17 protein-coding genes and 1 pseudogene are annotated in these 17,882 nt (G+C 69.9%); 7 read left to right on the top strand and 11 right to left on the bottom strand.

Annotation, left to right across the window (positions count from 1 at the left end; genetic code table 11):
- The first annotated feature begins 80 nt into the window (after positions 1-80).
- Positions 81-1,055 (top strand): helix-turn-helix domain-containing protein, encoded by a 975-nt coding sequence (locus tag BUS84_RS07900; protein ID WP_074310087.1) that lies wholly within the window; start codon positions 81-83, stop codon positions 1,053-1,055.
- A 309-nt stretch (positions 1,056-1,364) separates the two neighbouring features.
- Here the strand turns inward: BUS84_RS07900 and BUS84_RS41180 are convergent.
- Positions 1,365-1,559 (bottom strand): annotated as a pseudogene (locus tag BUS84_RS41180) (hypothetical protein); the annotation flags it as partial.
- 486 nt (positions 1,560-2,045) lie between these two features.
- A complete protein-coding gene (locus tag BUS84_RS07885) occupies positions 2,046-2,282 on the bottom strand; it encodes a hypothetical protein (protein WP_074310085.1) in 237 nt (78 codons plus the stop codon).
- 219 nt (positions 2,283-2,501) lie between these two features.
- Between BUS84_RS07885 and BUS84_RS07880 the strand changes: the two genes are divergently transcribed.
- Positions 2,502-3,290: a hypothetical protein gene (locus BUS84_RS07880; RefSeq protein ID WP_074310083.1), complete on the top strand. Its 789-nt coding sequence runs from the start codon at positions 2,502-2,504 to the stop codon at positions 3,288-3,290.
- Between the two features lie 473 nt (positions 3,291-3,763).
- Here the strand turns inward: BUS84_RS07880 and BUS84_RS07875 are convergent, their stop codons facing one another.
- From BUS84_RS07875 to BUS84_RS07865, 3 genes are read right to left on the bottom strand one after another with little or no spacing between them, the layout of a single operon-like run.
- Complete coding sequence (locus BUS84_RS07875) at positions 3,764-4,555, bottom strand: ABC transporter permease (protein WP_074310081.1); 792 nt, start codon at positions 4,553-4,555, stop codon at positions 3,764-3,766.
- The gene (locus BUS84_RS07870; RefSeq protein WP_074310079.1) at positions 4,552-5,517 is read right to left on the bottom strand and encodes an ATP-binding cassette domain-containing protein; all 966 of its coding nucleotides are present in this window, start codon (positions 5,515-5,517) and stop codon (positions 4,552-4,554) included. The genes BUS84_RS07875 and BUS84_RS07870 overlap by 4 nt, the downstream gene beginning before the upstream one ends.
- A 13-nt stretch (positions 5,518-5,530) precedes the next feature.
- Positions 5,531-6,196, bottom strand: a complete 666-nt coding sequence (locus BUS84_RS07865) for a DUF4097 family beta strand repeat-containing protein (RefSeq protein ID WP_074310077.1) — start codon at positions 6,194-6,196, stop codon at positions 5,531-5,533.
- 224 nt (positions 6,197-6,420) lie between these two features.
- Here BUS84_RS07865 and BUS84_RS07860 point away from each other — a divergent pair, with 224 nt between their 5' ends.
- Positions 6,421-7,176, top strand: coding sequence for a helix-turn-helix domain-containing protein (locus BUS84_RS07860; RefSeq protein ID WP_074310075.1), 756 nt, complete (start codon positions 6,421-6,423; stop codon positions 7,174-7,176).
- Between the two features lie 78 nt (positions 7,177-7,254).
- Here the strand turns inward: BUS84_RS07860 and BUS84_RS07855 are convergent, their stop codons facing one another.
- The 5 genes from BUS84_RS07855 to BUS84_RS07835 all read right to left on the bottom strand — a co-directional run bounded on the left by BUS84_RS07855 (position 7,255) and on the right by BUS84_RS07835 (position 12,867).
- Complete coding sequence (locus BUS84_RS07855; protein ID WP_074310073.1) at positions 7,255-9,648, bottom strand: ATP-binding cassette domain-containing protein; 2,394 nt, start codon at positions 9,646-9,648, stop codon at positions 7,255-7,257.
- A gap of 108 nt (positions 9,649-9,756) precedes the next feature.
- On the bottom strand, positions 9,757-10,266 hold the full coding sequence (locus BUS84_RS07850) for a pyridoxamine 5'-phosphate oxidase family protein (protein ID WP_074310071.1): 510 nt from the start codon (positions 10,264-10,266) through the stop codon (positions 9,757-9,759).
- Positions 10,267-10,269: 3 nt separating this feature from the next.
- Complete coding sequence (locus BUS84_RS07845; RefSeq protein WP_074312294.1) at positions 10,270-10,680, bottom strand: VOC family protein; 411 nt, start codon at positions 10,678-10,680, stop codon at positions 10,270-10,272.
- Positions 10,681-10,685: 5 nt separating this feature from the next.
- Positions 10,686-11,165 carry a helix-turn-helix transcriptional regulator gene (locus BUS84_RS07840; protein ID WP_208869641.1) on the bottom strand — a complete coding sequence of 160 codons (480 nt, stop codon included), beginning with the start codon at positions 11,163-11,165 and terminating at the stop codon, positions 10,686-10,688.
- A 70-nt stretch (positions 11,166-11,235) separates the two neighbouring features.
- Complete coding sequence (locus BUS84_RS07835) at positions 11,236-12,867, bottom strand: beta-N-acetylhexosaminidase (RefSeq protein ID WP_244298429.1); 1,632 nt, start codon at positions 12,865-12,867, stop codon at positions 11,236-11,238.
- Positions 12,868-13,056: 189 nt separating this feature from the next.
- Between BUS84_RS07835 and zwf the strand changes: the two genes are divergently transcribed.
- The 4 genes from zwf to BUS84_RS40600 all read left to right on the top strand — a co-directional run bounded on the left by zwf (position 13,057) and on the right by BUS84_RS40600 (position 17,025).
- Entirely contained in the window at positions 13,057-14,436 is a 1,380-nt protein-coding gene (zwf, locus tag BUS84_RS07830) for a glucose-6-phosphate dehydrogenase (RefSeq protein ID WP_074310069.1), read from the top strand.
- 2 nt (positions 14,437-14,438) lie between these two features.
- A complete protein-coding gene (locus BUS84_RS07825; RefSeq protein WP_074310066.1) occupies positions 14,439-15,263 on the top strand; it encodes a GNAT family N-acetyltransferase in 825 nt (274 codons plus the stop codon).
- A 218-nt stretch (positions 15,264-15,481) separates the two neighbouring features.
- Positions 15,482-16,903, top strand: coding sequence for an OFA family MFS transporter (locus BUS84_RS07820; protein WP_074310065.1), 1,422 nt, complete (start codon positions 15,482-15,484; stop codon positions 16,901-16,903).
- On the top strand, positions 16,900-17,025 hold the full coding sequence (locus BUS84_RS40600; RefSeq protein WP_269458402.1) for an MFS transporter small subunit: 126 nt from the start codon (positions 16,900-16,902) through the stop codon (positions 17,023-17,025). Before BUS84_RS07820 ends, BUS84_RS40600 begins: the two co-directional genes overlap by 4 nt.
- Positions 17,026-17,072: 47 nt before the next feature.
- On the opposite strand, the gene BUS84_RS07815 is transcribed toward BUS84_RS40600, so the two are convergent.
- Entirely contained in the window at positions 17,073-17,801 is a 729-nt protein-coding gene (locus tag BUS84_RS07815; protein WP_074310063.1) for an SDR family NAD(P)-dependent oxidoreductase, read from the bottom strand.
- Positions 17,802-17,882 lie beyond the last annotated feature (81 nt).

The raw sequence follows: 17,882 nt of genomic DNA, 5'->3' as shown, positions 1-17,882 counted from the left end.
CACCGCCGATCACACGTCCCGGAACCGCCGGCCTCGCCACCTGTCCCGTCCCACACCGCCGCTCGATGGGAGGCCCACGCATGCTCGAGCCCGCCGGACTCACCACCGCCGAGGAGTCGGCCTACCTTGGGCTGCTGCGGCAGGGCAGCGCCACCGTGGATCAGCTGGCCAGACGCACCGGACGGCCCACCACGCAGATCAGCCGGGCGGTGGCCGGCCTGCACCGCAAAGGAATGGTGCACCGCACGCCACCGCCGCACGGCCTGGTCGTGCCGGTTCCGCCAGACGAGGCGATCGAGCAGTTGATCCAGCGCCAGCACGCCGAGCTGGACCGGGTCCGCGAGGCGGCGCACGCGCTGGCGGCCCAGACCCGCGACCGTACCGCCGGACGGCGTACCGGTGAACTCATCGAGATCGTCCAAGGGCAAGCAAGCGTGCAGCGTGCCTTCGACCGGGTACAGCGTGTCGCGAAGGCAACGATGCGGATGCTGGTCGCGCCGCCGTACGCCGCGGCCGAGCAGGTCAACCGCGTACAGATGGAGCGCGGGCGGGAAATCACCTACCGCGTCGTCTACACCATCGACGCGCTCGCCGATCCGGCCACCCTGGCGGCGGCCGGGGAGCACGTCCGCAATGGCGAGATAGCGCGCCTCGCGCCGAGCGTGCCGACAAAGCTCGCCGTCGCAGATCGCACGCTGGCCCTGCTCCCTCTGGTATTGACGGATGCGGCGCAGGATGCGGCGGTGCTCGTCCACCCGTGCGCGCTGCTCGACGCGCTCGTCGCACTCTTCGAGGGCGTGTGGTCGACAGCGAGTCCCTTGGGCCTGTCGGGCGCCGGTGAGGTTACCGCGCGGGGCGAGATCTCGCATGAGGACCGCAAGTTGCTGTCGCTGCTGGTTGCCGGGATGACCGACGAGACGGCGGGTGCGCGCCTCGGGATGAGCCGGCGCACCGTCGTTCGCCGGATGCAGCACCTGATGGAGACGGCGGGGGCGCAGTCGCGCCTGCAGTTGGGCTGGCGTGCCCGGGAGCGTGGCTGGCTGCCCGAGGCGTGAGTGTCGTGCGGTGACTCCGCCGTCCGGCTGTTGGACTCCAGTAGCTGGCGTCCAGCGGCTGCGCGTACAGGCCCGTCCGTAGTTTCCAGACCAAAAACAACGCAGTAGGCGGTGAACGAGGTCAGCGCGGACAGGTGCTTGTTCCAGGTGTTCGCGGCCCGCTCGTCCCAGCGGGCCATCGTCCGCTCGTAGATCTCTGGGGTGAGGGCCGCGACCGGCACTTGGTCGCCGGCGGTCTCGCGCAGCCAGCGCAGGGTCTCGGTGTAGGTGGCGCGGGTGGCCGGGTCGTCGCGGAACCGTTCGAGAAACGCGTCGACGGCTGGTCCGCGCGGCGGCCAGCTCGTCGGCGAGGGCGAGCGCGCGCTGGCGCATCTTCGGCCAGTCCTCGACCGCCTCCTGAACGTCGGTCAGCACCCGCTGCAGCTCCCGGCGCAGCCGGTCCCGCTCGCCGACGTCCCGGACCGGGTCGATCTCGATCAGCATCCAGCTCTCGACCAGGTCACCGGCGATCCGCTTTCGATGGGTGAGGCCGCCGTGCAGGACCAGCTCGTTGAAGCCGTCCACCTCGGCCTCGCCGCGCCACGCCACGGCGAACGGCCCCGGCCCGGCCGCTCGTGTTCACCGCCAGGACCTGGGCGCCGCGACAACTTCGTCTGCGCCCGGATCCCGAGGACCACCACCGTGCTTGCCGCAGGTACTTCTCGTACGCCTGCGGTTTGAGGGGTCGGACCGAGGCGCGGGGGTGTTCGTGGATGTTCGTCAGGTACGCCCGGGGTAGCTTCGCAATGTCCTGCAACACCGACGTAAGCCACCTGTGGTGGAGACCATCGCCGGGTGGCGTCGAGCGTGGCACCAGATGCCGGGCGATCACGTGTCGATCGTCCTCTCGACAGCTGCCCGATCGACCTCTCCCCCACACACCACGTCTATTTGATCTTCTGGTTTGGATGAGCAACCGGCTGAGCCGCTGGCGGGAGCACATCCCGCGCTTTATCGCGCCTCGGCCGCTGGCGTCCAGACGTACACCCACGGCGGCCCAGGGCCGCCGAGCGGCACGAGCTCGTACACCCCGCCGACGTCGGTGTCGAGCAGCTCGCCGCCGTACTCCACCCACAGCCAGTTCTGGTCGAGGATCTCGGGCGGGAAACCGTCGTCGTCGACGGGCACCAGCAGGTTCCGGCCGTCGACGGGGCCCCAGACGGCCGGAATGTCGGCGCGCGCCCACATGCCCTGATCATCGGCCGCACGGCCAGAAGCCGACGTCGGTTTCGCCTATCTGGCCAGCGGCGGATGGTGCGTCCACGATCGCCGCGACCGGGTCGCTACTGATCCGATCCACCCGGCGGGAGGCCCGCCATCACCGCAGACCGAGCGATCCTCGTACGGCCGTCCCGGCAGGACCTGGCCGACCGTCAATCGTCGGTGCCGCCCCGTACGGTGTGCCCGATGGAAGAGCACGAGAGGCCGTTCTTCGAGGGGATGCTAGGCATCCTTGAGCAGGTGGACGCGTGGCGGGCGCGCCTCAACCCCGAAGGTCCACGCCGCACCGTCGGCGCCGGCAGTGCTCTCGCCGGCGACGACCGGCGAGTCAACCCGTACCACACCAGTCGTGCCGCGTGGATCGCACTCAGTCACGCCGTCGACCACCTGCACGCCCACCGCACGGTGCTTTGTGACGCGGCGATGATCCACATGTACGCGCATTACTCCCTGCTGAGGGGGGCGTTTGAGAACGCCAGCACGGCTGTGTGGTTACTAGGGCCGGCCAGCCGGCCGGAGCGCCTCACCCGCCGCCTGCGCTTTGCGGCGGCCGACGTCCGCAACGGCGAGCGGGTCAGGCAGATGCTGGGGGCGCCAGCGCCCCGGCCGGCGGCCGACCGGATTGACGAACTCAAGGCGATCGCCCGCCGCTGCGGGCTGGACGAAACCGCGGCGACCAAGGGGGTCAGTTCGACGGAGGTAGTTCGAGTCGCAGGTGAGCATGACGTCATGGGTCCGACGGTGGCGCAACTGACGTGGAACTTGTGCAGCGGGACCGCCCACGGCGACTTCTGGTCCATGGTGACCCTCGCTCACCGCGTCGACCTGCCTGGCGCGCCAGCGGGGATCGCTCACATCAGGATCACGGCGAGCGTCGAGCGCATGTTCTTCCTGACGTTCTTCTCCGCCGGCATGATCAGCAGAGGGTGGGCTCTGTTCGACCAGCGCTCTGCGACCCCTCACGGGGCGTCGTGAGCGATCCGCTGGTGGTCCCCGCGGCGGTGTTCGGCCCGGGACCGGTTCTGGACGCGCCTCAACTAGATCGCAGACGAGCGGGGTTGCCGCGGTCGGGTTTGCCGATCGACCAGCCGAGGGATACTCCATCCGCCGGCCGCGCTTGCTGTCCTGCTCGGTGAGCCAGTCTTCCACCGCCTGGCAGAGGTGACGCATGGTAACTGCCACAGCGTCTCCCATTGCCGATAGAAGCCAGCGTCTTGAGCGTCGGACGGACGACAAGACTTGAACTTGGCTCAAGATAATGAGAAAAGCTTTGGCTGGGCAGTTCTCACTATCTTGAGCCACTGCAGGTCAGGGGTGGTTCAGGTGGCTCAGGATGAATGAGAAGGGACATATGTGGAACGCCGACGGGGCGGCGTGCTCCGACATCGTGTCGGAGTACGCCGCCCTCGCGCGGGACGAGTTGCGGGAAGGACCCGCCGTCATGGCGGTTACTTCGGGTCGCGGTTGAACTTCGAGGTCGACCAGATGTAGCCGAGCACCGCGAGGCCCAGGCACCAGACAACCGCGAGCCACCCGTTGTGGCCGATCTCGCTGCCGAGCAGCAGCCCGCGCAGGGTCTCGATGGCGGGTGTGAACGGCTGGTACTCGGCGATCGGTTGGAGCCAGCCGGGCATGGCGTCGACCGGGACGAAGGCGCTGGACAGCAGCGGCAGCAGGATCAGCGGCATCGCGTTGTTGCTGGCGGCCTCGGCGTTCGGGCTGACCAGGCCCATGCCGACCGCGATCCAGGTGAGCGCCAGGGCGAAGAGCACGAGCAGCCCCAGCGCGGCGAGCCATTCCAGGACGCCGGCACCGGTGGACCGGAAGCCGATGGCCACGGCGACGGCACCCACGAGGACCACGCTTGCGATGGATTGCAGGACGCTGCCGATGACGTGCCCGACGAGCACCGAACCGCGGTGGATGGCCATCGTGCGGAAGCGGGCGATGATGCCCTCGGTCATGTCGTTGGAGACGGACACCGCGGTCCCGATCACGGTGCTGCCGATGGTCATCAGCAGCAGGCCCGGGACGATGTACGCGATGTACTCGGAGCGGTCCGCGCCGCCGCCGATGATGCCCGAGCCCATCGTGTCGCCGAAGACGTACACGAAGAGCAACAGCAGCATGATCGGGGTGAGCAGCAGGTTCAGGGTGAGGGACGGGTAGCGCCGGGCGTGCAGGAGGTTGCGGCGCAGCATGGTGGACGAGTCGCGGACGGCGAAGGAGAGGGTGCTCATCGGACGGCCTCCTTGGGCTGGGTGGGGACGTTGGCGCCGCCGCCGGTGAGGGCGAAGAACACGTCGTCGAGGTCGGGGGTGTGCACGGTCAGCTCGTCGGCCTCGATGGTGGCCGAGTCCAGCCGGTCGAGGATTGCGCGCAGTTCGCGCTGGCTGCCGTCGCTGGGGATCTGCAGCGAGAGGGACTCGTCGTCGCGGGTGGCGTCGTGAAGCGCGAAGGCCGCGGACTGGTACGAGGTCGGGTCGGTGAAGCGGAGCCGGACGTGTCCGCCGGGGATGAGCCGCTTGAGTTCCTTGGCGGTGCCCTCGGCGGCGATCTTTCCGTCGTTGAGTACGGCGATGCGGTCGGCGAGTTCGTCGGCCTCCTCGAGGTACTGGGTGGTGAGGAAGACGGTGACGCCGTCGGAGACGAGTTCGCGGATGATCTGCCACATGTTGTGGCGGCTGCGGGGGTCGAGGCCGGTGGTGGGTTCGTCGAGGAAGATGATTCGCGGGTTGCCGACCAGGGTCATGGCGAGGTCGAGGCGGCGCTTCATGCCGCCGGAGTAGGTGGAGGCGGGCTTCCTGGCGGCGTCGGTCAGGTCGAAGCGTTCCAGCAGCTCCGCGGCGGTGCGGTGGCCTTCACGCTTGGGCAGGTGCTGCAGGTCGGCCATGAGGAGCATGTTCTCTTCGCCGGTGATCAGGTTGTCGACGGCGGAGAACTGGCCGGTGACGCCGATCGAGGCGCGGACCGCCTGGGGGGCGGTGGTGAGGTCGTGGCCGCCGACGCGGATGGCGCCGGAGGCGGGGTCGGCGGAGATGAGGGTGGACAGAATCTTGACGGCGGTGGTCTTGCCGGCGCCGTTCGGGCCGAGCAGGGAGAAGATCGTTCCTTCGGGGACGTTCAGGTCGACGCCGTCGAGGACGACCTTGTCGCCGTAGGACTTACGCAGGCCGTTCGCCGCGATGGCCAGGTTGGTCATGATGGGTGCTCCTTTAGAGGCTGCGGGCGACGATGTCGCCCTGTGCGGTGGTCGCGTGGATGGTCAGGCCGGCGGCGCCTTCGGTGTTCATCAGCGCGTTGTGGATCCGGCCGAGGGTGGTGCCGGCGTCCAGGGAGGCGGAAACGCCGTGGGCGGCGCCGACCGACACGTTGCCGGCCTGGGTGCGCAGTACGACCGTGCCGCTCACGGCCTCGGCGATCTGGATGTCGCCCTTGACGGTGCTGATCTCCCCCGGCCCGTTGAGGCGGCCGACCGAGACGTCACCGGCGGCGGTGGTGAGGCGGACGCTCGCCGCTTCGTCGATCTTGATTACACCGTGCGCGCCGTCGAAGGCGACATCGCCGAACCGTCCGACGGCGCGGAATTCGGCGCTGGCCGCCTTCACCGTGAGCTGGGAACCGGCGGGCAGCTGGACCGTCACCTCGATGGATCCGGAGGGGCCGAGGAGCTGGTTCTTCGCCGAGGCCTTGATCCGCAGGACGCCGTCGCCGTATTCGACCGTGGTCTGCTGCGCCACCTTCACGTCGCGGGCCTTCGAGGCGTCCGCGGGCAGGACCTCGACCGTGGTGTCGGCCCGGTCGGCGGCGATGAACTGGACGCGCCCCGCGGGGATGTCGAGGATGGCGGCGATCGGGGTGGGGGTGTCGAACGTCTGCATCGTGCTCTCCTCTTGCGTTCTTGTTTCTGACACCGGAAACGCTACGTTGCGTTTAGAGATCAGGCAACAGAATCGTTGCGCACGGCAAGCATTTAGGCAGGTGAGAGCCGAATTATCGTTGCAACTGGTCTGAATTTAACGCAACGATCGAGATCCTCACCGTTGCAATAGGCCAGGAGTGAACGCTATGCTGGCGCTTCAAGCAAGCGTGGAGGGAGATCGCGATGCCGGGAGGCAGGCTCAGCCAGCAGGAACGCCAGCAGATCGCGCTCGGGCTGGCCGACGGGCTCGCCTACGCGGAAATCGCCCGGCGTCTCGACCGTCCCACCTCGACGATCACGCGTGAGGTGATGCGCAACGGCGGCCCCACCGCCTACCGTGCCGACCTGGCCCACCGCGCCACCGAACGCCGCTCTCACCGGCGCAGGCAGGTCCCTCCCCGAGGGCCGCAGGCACCCTCGCAGGCCCACGGACGCGACGCCGAGGCCGTGCGCGAGTACGAGGAGATGTTCACGACCCTCCTGATGCAGCAGGGTCTTCCCAAGATGATGTCGCGGGTGCTGACCTGCCTCTACACCGCCGACGCGGGCAGCCTCACCGCGTCCGAGCTCGTCGAACGTGTCCAGGTCAGCCCGGCGTCCATCTCCAAGGCGATCACGTTCCTCGAGAGCCAGGGCCTCATTCGCCGGGAACGCGACGACCGCCGCCGGGAGCGTTACGTCGTCGACGACGACGTCTTCTACCAGAGCACGATCGCCGGCGCCCGGTCCAACGCACAGCTCGCCGAGGTCGCGCGGCAGGGCGTCAGCGTCCTCGGTCCCGGCACCCCGGCCGCCATCCGTCTCGAGAGCATCGCTCGCTTCGTCGACTTCATCGCCGAGAGCATCGCCCGCGCCGCGGAGCAGGCCCGCGAGATTCTGTACACGAAACCCGAGGCGACCTCTGGCGGCACCGCCACGCCAGGTTCAGGTCGCGGATAGACATCGGACGGCACGGGGGCGTCCGGGGTACTCCCCCGGACGCCCCCGGCGATGGCGGGTACGGATCAGACGGCTCGGTCAGGCGCCGACGTAGGCCGCGAGGTGCTGGCCGGTGAGCGTGGAGCGGGCGGCGACGAGGTCGGCGGGGGTGCCCTCGAAGACGATCCGGCCGCCGTCGTGCCCGGCGCCGGGGCCGAGGTCGATGATCCAGTCGGCGTGCGCCATGACCGCCTGGTGGTGCTCGACGACGATGACCGACTTGCCGGAGTCGACGAGCCGGTCGAGCAGGCCGAGCAGATGCTCGACGTCGGCGAGGTGCAGGCCGGTGGTCGGCTCGTCGAGGACGTAGACGCCGCCCTTCTCGGCCATGTGGGTGGCGAGCTTGAGCCGCTGCCGCTCGCCGCCGGACAGCGTGGTGAGGGGCTGGCCGAGGCTGAGGTAGCCGAGGCCGACGTCGGCGAGCCGTTCGAGGATGGCGTGCGCGGCCGGGGTGCGTGCCTCGCCGGAGCCGAAGAACTCCTCGGCCTCGGTCACCGACATGGCGAGCACCTCGCTGATGTCGCGGCCGCCGAGGTGGTATTCCAGCACCGATGCCTGGAACCGCTTGCCTTCGCACTCTTCGCAGGTGGTGGCGACGCCGGCCATCATCGCCAGGTCGGTGTAGATGACGCCGGCGCCGTTGCAGGTGGGGCAGGCTCCCTCGGAGTTGGCGCTGAACAGCGCGGGCTTCACGCCGTTGGCCTTCGCGAAGGCCTTGCGGATCGGGTCGAGCAGTCCGGTGTAGGTCGCCGGGTTGCTGCGCCGCGAGCCGCGGATCGCGCCCTGGTCGACCGAGACCACGCCCTCGCCGGCGGGGATCGAGCCGTGCACGAGTGAGCTCTTGCCGGAGCCGGCGACGCCGGTGACCACGCAGAGCACCCCGAGGGGGATGTCGACGTCGACGTTCTGCAGGTTGTGCGCCGTCGCGCCGCGGATCTCCAGCGTGCCGGTGGGCTTTCGTACGGTGTCCTTGAGGGCGACCCGGTCGTCGAGGTGGCGGCCGGTGACGGTGTCGCTGGCGCGCAGTCCCTCGACGGTGCCCTCGAAGCAGACGGTGCCGCCCGCGGTGCCGGCGCCGGGGCCGAGGTCGACGACGTGGTCGGCGATCGCGATCGCCTCCGGCTTGTGTTCGACGACGAGGACGGTGTTGCCCTTGTCGCGCAGCCGCAGCAGCAGGTCGTTCATCCGCTGGATGTCGTGGGGGTGCAGGCCGATGGTGGGCTCGTCGAAGACGTAGGTGACGTCGGTCAGTGAGGAGCCGAGGTGGCGGATCATCTTGGTGCGCTGTGCCTCGCCGCCGGACAGGGTGCCGGACGGCCGGTCCAGCGAGAGGTAGCCGAGCCCGATCTCGACGAACGAGTCGAGGGTGTGGCGCAGTGCGGCGAGCAGCGGCGCCACCGAGGGCTCGTTGAGGCTGCTGACCCATTCGGCGAGGTCGCTGATCTGCATCGCGCAGGCCTCGGCGATGTTGATCCCGTCGATCGTGGAGGAGCGCGCCGCCTTGCTGAGTCGGGTGCCGTCGCATTCGGGACAGGTGGTGAAGGTGACGGCGCGGTCGACGAATGCTCGGATGTGCGGCTGGAGCGCTTCCTTGTCCTTGGACAGGAACGACTTCTGGATCTTGGGGATCAGACCTTCGTAGGTGAGGTTGACGCCGTCGACCTTCACCTTGACCGGGTCCTTGTAGAGGAAGTCCTGGAGTTCCTTCTTGGTGTACTCGCGGATCGGCTTGTTCGGGTCGACGAAGCCCGACTCGGCGTAGACCCGGACGGTCCAGAAGCTGTCCGACTTCCAGCCGGGGATGGTGAAGGCGCCTTCGGCGAGGGACTTGGAGTCGTCGTAGAGCTGGGTGAGGTCGATGTCGGAGACCGAGCCGCGTCCTTCGCAGCGCGGACACATGCCGCCGGTGATGGTGAAGGTGCGGCGCTCCTTCACGGTCTTTCCGCCGCGCTCCATGCTGACCGCGCCCGCCCCGCTGATGGAGGCGACGTTGAAGGAGAAGGCCTGCGGTGAGCCGATGTGCGGCTTGCCGAGCCGGCTGAACAGGATGCGCAGCATCGCGTTGGCGTCGGTGGCGGTGCCGACGGTGGAGCGGACGTCGCCTCCCATTCGCTGCTGGTCGACGATGATGGCGGTGGTCAGGCCGTCGAGCACGTCGACCTCGGGCCGCGCCAGCGTCGGCATGAAGCCCTGCAGGAAGGCGCTGTAGGTTTCGTTGATCATCCGCTGCGACTCGGCGGCGATCGTGCTGAACACCAGGGAGCTCTTGCCGGAGCCGGAGACGCCGGTGAACACGGTCAGCCGGCGCTTCGGGATCTCGATGCTGACGTCCTTGAGGTTGTTCACGCGCGCGCCGTGCACACGGATCAGGTCGTGGCTGTCGGCGATGTGCGGCGCAGGCGACTGCGTGTCCGTCCTCGTGGCCTTGCTCATCGTGTCTCCATCTGTCGGACGGAGACCGCGCTGGCGCGGTCTCCGTCGGTGTCGCCTGGCTCGATCTGGTCAGCTTCGCGAGGTGCGGGAACGACGGTATCCCCAGGGTCAGACCAACCAGCGGCCGTCACGCATCAGCTCGCGGCCGGGCATCTCGTTCACCTCGCGCCACGCCTGGATGCGGCGTGGGGAGATCCGGAACCAGCGGTACGGCGTGGTCAGGGCGCGTGGGTCGAAGCCGGTGTGCGCGGCGAACTGGTCCCCCCGCTCCCGCGGCAGCGTGTCGATCTCGAGGACCTCGACGTCGCCCTCGATCATCGACACGTCGCGGGTGTGGCCCAGGGCCAGCCGCACGGCGCGGGTGGCGGCCAGGTTCCGGCCGGTCGGGCTGTCCGCCGCCGTGGCCAGGAGCAGGGTCTCGCCGTCCCAGTGGAAGGACAGCGGCACCAGGTAGGGCGCACCGTCGGCCGAGGCGCTGGCCACCCAGACGTCGATGTCGTGGGCGAGCCGGTGCCCGGTGTCACGACGACGGTGAGCGGGCCAGCGGGGGTCGGCACTCTGGTCGTGAGGCGGCTCGGGGGCGGTGCCGTCGGTGTGGGTCAGGGCTGGGGTCGCCATAACTCAGCGCAGTTCCTGGATGCGGATCATGTTGCCTGCGGGGTCGCGGAAGGCGCAGTCGCGGACGCCGTACGGCTGCTCGGTGGGCTCCTGGACGACCTCGGCGCCGCTGCCCTCCAACTTGGCGAAGGTGCCGTCGAGGTCGGCGGTGGCCAGGTTGACCCCGAAGTAGCTGCCCTTGGCCATCATCTCGAGGATGGTGCGGCGCTCGTCGTCGGTGAGGCCGGGGCTCGCGGTCGGCGGGTGCAGGACGATGGAGGTGTCGGGCTGACCGGCGGGGCCGACGGTGATCCAGCGCATGCCCTCGTATCCGACGTCGTTGCGGATTTCGAAGCCGAGGGTGTCGCGGTAGAAGGCCAGCGAGGCGTCCGGGTCGGTGTGCGGCAGGAAGCTCGAGTGAATGGTGATGTCCATGGCGGTCACGCTAGTTGCGGCTGGGAGGCCCGCGCTTCTCGATTCCTGATCGGTCTGGTCACCTGCTTGGCCACGCACGCCGGCATCCCCGCCGTCGCGGCGGCCGCCCGGTCCCGGTAGACGCTGGGCGGCACACCGACCAGTTCGGTGAAGCGGGTGCTGAAGGTGCCCAGCGACGAGCAGCCGACCGTGAAACAGACGTCGGTGACGCTGAGGTCGCCACGGCGCAGAAGCGCCATGGCGCGTTCGATGCGCCGGGTCATCAGATAGGCGTACGGCGACTCGCCGTAGGCGAGCCGGAACTGGCGGCTGAGGTGCCCGGCCGACATGTTCACGCCGCGGGCGAGTGCCTCGACGTCCAGAGGCTGGGCGTACTCGCGGTCGATCCGGTCGCGGACGCGGCGCAGGCGTGCGAGGTCACGCAGGTGCTGCGCCTCGTCGGGTCTGCTGGTCACGTACGTGATCGTGCCATGTCGGGCCGCCATCGCCCAGCAGGACGGGCCCGTGTGCGGGTGGGTCCGGGCCGCGTGGCCCGGACCCATCCCGCTCGTCCGGTCAGAGCCAGGGCACCTGCGGGGACGGGTAGAAGTCGACCTCCTGCAGGCGCCACCGGGGTGCCTGCTCCCCCAGCCGCGTGCGGAACGACTCCCAGTCGTGGCTGGCCGCCGTCGACCAGCCGAGTTCGGCGATCGCGGACAGGCGCGGGAAGGCCATGTACTCGATGTCGTCCAGGCTGCGCAGCGTCTCGGACCACAGCGGGGCCTCGACGCCGAGGATCGCGTCCTCGCCGACGCCGGTCACCCGGGTGGCCGGGTCCCAGCCGTACGCGTCGGACACCTCGATGTAGGCGGCCCACGACAGGCCCAGGCGGGTGTTGGCGTCGTACTTCATGTCCAGGTAGGCCTTGTTCGCCGGCGACATGATCACCTTGTTGCCCCGCGCGGCGGCCTCGGCCAGGTCGGCGTTGGTGGTGCCGGTGCCCCAGAACTGCGCCACGGCGTCGGTGGGCGGGTCGACCTGCATGATCTCGTTCCATCCCGAGGCGCGCTTGCCGTACTTCGCGACCAGCGGCAGGACCCGTTGCATGAACGTGCGGTAGTCCTCGTCCGTGGTCGCGTGCGCCTCGTCGCCGCCGACGTGCAGGTACGGCCCGGGGGTGATCGCGGCGAGTTCGCGGATGACGTCCTCGACGAACCGGTAGGTCAGCTCGTCGCCGATGCACAGCGAGCTGTAGCCGACCGCGATGTCGGTGCGTGGGGGCGGTGCGACGCCGTCGCAGTTGAGCTCGGGGTAGGTCGACTGGGCGGCGTTGGTGTGCCCGGGCATGTCGATCTCGGGGACGATGGTGATGTGTCGCGCGGCGGCGTAGGCGACGACGGCCTTGTAGTCGGCCTTGGTGAGGAACCCGGGGCCGACCCCGTCGACTCCGGTGCCGGGGCCGCCGCCGACGGTGGTGAGCCGGGGCCAGGAGTCGATCTGGATCCGCCAGCCCTGGTCGTCGCTCAGGTGCAGGTGCAGATAGTTGACCTTGTACTGGCTGAGCAGGTCCACGTACGCCGTGATCTCGTCGACGGTGTGGAAGTGCCGTGCCAGGTCGAGCATCGCCCCGCGGTACGCGAAGCGCGGGTAGTCCACGATCCGTCCGCCGGGCACGGTCCAGGTGACCCGCTGCCGGCTGGACGCCTCGATCTCGGCGGGCAGCAGTTGGCGCAGGGTCTGCGTGCCGGCGAACAGCCCGGCCGCGGTGTTGGCCCGGATCGTCACCCCGCGGCGGGTGACGTCGAGCTGGTAGCCCTCCTGGCCGACCCGCCCGTCCGCTCCCCCGATGACCAGGGCGATCTCGGGCAGCGGCGTCGAGCGCGCGGGCAGCACCGGCAGGGGGTAGCCGGTCGCGGGGCGCAGTGTCTCGGCGAGTTGTCGCCCCACCTGCCAGGCGGCGGCCGAGCCGGGCGAGGTGCGGATGACCGTCAGGGGGCTGAGGCGGAACGTGCCCCGGGCGTCGGGGTGGGTCTCGACGGGCGCGGGCACCACGTCGTGCAGGTGGCGGGCCGGGGCGGTCGGCGCGGCGACGGCGGGGGCGGCGGGCAGGATGAACGGCAGTCCGAGTGCGGCTATGACCAGCAGCCGCGTCATGGTGTGTCGGCGACGCACGGATACCTCCAGGCCTTCGTCGTTATCGGTGGTCATCGATCAACCTCGCACGCTACCCGCGCCGCACCTGGACTGTAAACCTTCCTTATGGTTCGGGCCGGTCATGCCGCACCCGGCGCGGCCCTGTCGCTGTCCTCACCCGGGCAGGCCGGCGGGGAATTCCGAGCTGGGCCGGGGGGGTTGTCCCGTCGGAAGATCAGGTTCACTCGATCGGATGGAAGTGCCATGCACGTGCGCTCAGACGCGGTAGTGCTGTTCGGCGTCACGGGAGACCTCGTCTCGAAGAAGCTCTTCCCGGCGCTGTACGAACTGACCCGGCGCAACCGCCTCGACGTCCCGGTGATCGGCGTGGCCCGATCCCCCTGGGATGATCAGCAACTTGTCACCACCGCCCGCAAGTCGGTCTTCGAGGCGAACGACGAGATCGACGACGAGACCTTCGACGCGCTGGCGGGCAACCTCTCGATGATCTCCGGCGACTACGCGGACCCGGTGACGTACCAGCGTCTGGCGGAGCGCCTGCGCGGCGCCGAGCGACCGATCTTCTACCTGGCGATCCCCCCGGCGGTGTTCGGCTCCGTGGTCGAAGGCCTGGCGGCCGCCGGTCTGGCCGAGCGGGGCCGGGTGATCGTGGAGAAGCCGTTCGGGCGTGACCTGGAGTCCTCCCACGAGCTGGACCGCACGCTGCGCGCGGCGTTCGACCCGGAGCGCGTGTTCCGCATCGACCACTACCTCGGCAAGGAAGCCGTCGAGGGCCTCTACGCCTTCCGGTTCGCCAACCGGCTGTTCGAGCCGCTGTGGAACAGCGAGCACATCGACAACATCCAGGTGACGCTCGCCGAGGGCTTCGGCACCCAGGGGCGCGCCGGCTTCTACGACACGGTGGGCGCCACCCGCGACGTGCTGCAGAACCACATCCTGCAGGTCGTCGCGCTGATCGGCATGGAACCGCCGGTCGCCGACACCACCGACGCGTTCCGCGAGGCGGAGGTCGCCGTGCTGCGGCAGATCGAGCCGCTGTCGCCGGAGTCCACCGTGCGGGGGCAGTACGTCGGCTACCGGGACGAGCCGGGCGTGCGACCGGACTCGAACACGGAGACGTTCGTGGCGACCCGGTTGACGGTCAACTCCCGCCGCTGGGCCGGTGTGCCCTTCTACCTGCGTACCGGCAAGTCGCTGCCGGGCACGGCCACCGAGGTCGTGGTCGAGTTCAAGCAGCCGCAGCGCTCCCTCGTCCGGGCCGAGGGCGGTGCCGCGGTCACCGCGAACCTGCTGCGGTTCCGGCTCGGTCGCGGCGACGGCATCACGATGTCGATCCAGGCGAAGAGCCCCGGCGCCGAGGTGGCGAGCCGTCCGGTGGACCTGTCCGTCGACTTCGGCGCGGCACTCGGTCACCGCCAGGAGGCGTACGAGCGTCTGCTCGACGACGCGATGGACGGGCACCACCTGCGCTTCGCCCGTGAGGAGACGATCCAGCAGGAGTGGCGCATCGTCGAGCCGATCCTGGATCTGGCGGCGCCGGTGCAGCCGTACGACAAGGGCAGTTGGGGCCCGGCGGACGCCGACGCGCTCGCCGACGGCTGGCACACACCGCAGCTGCGGTGATCATGAAGGACACGGTGCGCGCTCTTGCCGAGCTGGCCGAGGCCGAGTTCATGTTCCGGTACGAGTCGGGGGCACCGGTCGAGGTCCAGGATGCGCTCGGCTTGGCGGCCACCCGGATGGGTGGCGGAGTGGTGCTGTCGATGCGGCACGACCCCACCAACTACTGGAGCAAAGCGCTCGGGTTCGGCTTCGCCGAGCCGGTCAGCGGCGACCTGATCGGCCGGGTGTGCGACTTCTACCGCGCTCAGCGGACCCCCACCGCCGTCATCCAGATCGCCCCTGACCGGCTGCCGGCGGACTGGGACGAGATCTGCGCGCGGGAGAACATCACCGCAAGCGGCACCTGGGTGAAGCTCGCCGCCGAGATCGAGACGCTCCGACCCGGACGCACCGAGCTCCGGGTCGGTCCGGTGAGCGCCGATCTGGTGGACCAGTGGGCGTCGGTGGTGCTGCGCTGCTTCGGTATGCCCGAGGAGCATCTTGGGCCGATGATCGTGGCTGGCGTGCGTGACCCGCGCTTTCACCCGTACGCCGCCTGGGACGGCGACGAGATGGTCGCCGCCGCCAACCTGTTCATCCACGGTGCGGTGGGCTCGCTCAACACCGGTGCGACCCTGCCGACGCACCGGGGTCGGGGGGCGCAGTCGGCGCTGTTGACGGCCCGGGCGGCGGCTGCGGCGGAGGCCGGCTGCCGGTGGGTCACCGCCGAGACGGGCAGGCCCGAGCCAGGTTCGTCCAACTCGTCGCTGAACAACATGCTCCGGGTGGGTCTCACGCCGCTGTACGAGCGGCGCAACTGGGTCTGGCGGGCGGACTCGGCCAGCTAGCGCTTCGGACAGCGCGGCATCGCGATGGTGTTCGGGAAGCTCGACTCGGCCTGGTTCGGGGCGGACGAGCAGATGGCGGACACCGGGCGGCTGAGCCGGGCTGACTGACCGCTCAGCTCACCGGATCGACCGTCCGGCGACGGTGAGGTTTGCTCCTGCCCTGCGGTGTGGGGAAGTGATGAGGACGTTTCTCGCCCGCTTCGGAGAGGAAGCAGCTCATGCTTTCCGCGCTCGATCGTCGGCACACCGTCGCGCCGCCCGGCTACAGCCGTTGGCTCATCCCCCCGGCGGCGTTGGCCATCCACCTCTGCATCGGCCAGGTCTACGCGACCAGCGTGTACAAGAACTCGCTGATCGCCCACTTCGACGCCAGCCAGACCGCGATCGGGGTGATCTTCAGCATCGCGATCGTGATGCTGGGGTTGTCCGCCGCGGTCGCCGGGACCTGGGTGGAGGCGAACGGGCCGCGCAAGGCGATGTTCGTCTCCACCTGCTTCTGGGCGGCGGGCTTTTTGGTGGGCTCCCTGGGCATCGCCACGAAGCAGCTGTGGCTGCTGTACCTGGGGTACGGGTTGCTCGGCGGCATCGGTCTGGGAATCGGGTACATCTCCCCCGTCTCCACGTTGATCAAATGGTTCCCGGACCGCCCCGGGTTGGCGACCGGCCTGGCGATCATGGGGTTCGGTGGTGGGGCGATGGTGGCCTCTCCCCTGTCCCGGCAGTTGCTGTCGTTCTACGACCCGGGCTACGACCCGGCCGTCGCGGGATCGACGGCGTCGGGCAGCGCCCTGGTCTGGCTGTTCGTGACGCTCGGACTGGGCTACTTCGTGATCATGATGTTCGGGGTGGCGAACGTGCGGGTGCCGGCGTCGGACTGGCGCCCGGCCGGCTTCGACCCGGCGACGGTGGCGTCCAAGCCGCTGGTCACCACGGCGAACGTGTCGGCGGCCAACGCGGTGAAGACCCGGTCGTTCTGGCTGCTGTGGGTGGCGCTGTTCTGCAACGTGACGGCGGGCATCGGCATCCTGGAGCAGGCCAGCCCGATGATCCAGGACTTCTTCCGGGACAACGGCACATCGGCGGTGTCGGTGGCCGCGGCCGGCGGGTTCGTGGGGCTGCTGTCGCTGTTCAACATGGCCGGGCGGTTCGCCTGGTCGTCCACCTCGGACGTGATCGGCCGCAAGCCGATCTACATGGTGTACCTGGGTGTCGGAATGGTGCTGTACGCGCTGCTGGCCCTGCTCGGGCAGACGGCCACGGCGCTGTTCGTGCTGCTGGCCTGCGTGATCCTGTCGTTCTACGGCGGCGGGTTCGCCACGGTGCCGGCGTACCTGCGGGACCTGTTCGGCACGTTCCAGGTGGGCGCGATCCACGGTCGGCTGCTGACCGCCTGGTCGGCGGCGGGCATCGCGGGCCCGTTGATCGTCAACGGGTTCCTCGACGCCGAGGGCGAACCGGGCACGCTGACGGCGGCGGCGTACCGGCCGGCGCTGTTCACGATGATCGGCGTGCTGGCGGTGGGCTTCGTGGCGAACCTGCTGATCCGGCCGGTGCCGGAACGGTTCCACGAGCCGCCCACCAGTGGAGACGGCCCCGAGGACACGGCGCCGGTGACGGCGGAGAGGAGTGGCACCCGATGAGCGAGAACGGACGGCCCGGGCAGCAGGCCCGGTTGTGGATCAGCTGGTTGGTGGTGGCGGCGCTGCTCGGCTACGGGGTGGCGCAGACGGTGATCACGGCGGCGAAGCTGTTCACCCACTGACGCCCCGGTGGGTGCCGCGTCCCGCGCGGCGCCCACACCCCGGTCGGTCAAAGACCGCCGGAGACGCGCAGCACCGTGCCGGTGGCGTACGAGGCGTCCGGGCCGAGCAGCCAGGCGATGGCGGCCGCGATCTCGTCGGGTTCGCCGGCACGGCCGAGCGGGATGCGACCGGCGGCGGTGTCGGCGCGGTCGGGTACGCCGGAGTCGGCGTGGATGTCGGTGCGCACGATGCCGGGGGCGACCGCGTTGACCCGGATGCCGCGCGGGGCGAGTTCCTTGGCCAGGCCGACGGTGAGGGTGTCGGTGGCGGCCTTGACGGCGGCGTAGTGCACGTACTCTCCCGGGCTGCCGAGGGTGGCGGCGGCGGACGAGACGTTGACGATGGCGCCGCCGTCGGTCAACCGGCGGGCGGCCTGCTGGGCGCAGAGGACGTAGCCGACGAGGTTGACGTCGACGACCCGGCGCAGGTCGTCGACGCGCAGCTCGGTGAAGGGCCCGATGGGGCTGGTGACCCCGGCGTTGTTGACCAGGCCGGTGAGCGGGCCGAGCTGCGCGGCGGCGTCGAACAGGGCGCCGACCTGGTCCGGGTCGGTGGTGTCGGCGCGTACAGCGATGGCCTGCACGCCGGTGGCCCGCAGATCGGCCAGGACGGCGTCGGCGGCGGCCTGGTCGCGGCGGTAGCACAGGGCGATGTGGTGACCGGCTCCGGCGAGACGGCGGGCGGTGGCCGCGCCGATGCCGCGGCCACCGCCGGTGATGACGGTGACGGGTGTCATGGTGCCTCCCGCTGGTTCCTGGGGCCGCGTACCGGCCGCGCCGACGCTACCGTGACCGGCGCGGCCGGTCGTCGAGAGGAG

The sequence above is a fragment of the Micromonospora cremea genome (assembly GCF_900143515.1).
Taxonomy (GTDB): domain Bacteria; phylum Actinomycetota; class Actinomycetes; order Mycobacteriales; family Micromonosporaceae; genus Micromonospora; species Micromonospora cremea.
The sequence above is the reverse complement of the archived record's forward strand: the minus strand, read 5'-3'. Positions and strand labels throughout refer to the sequence as shown.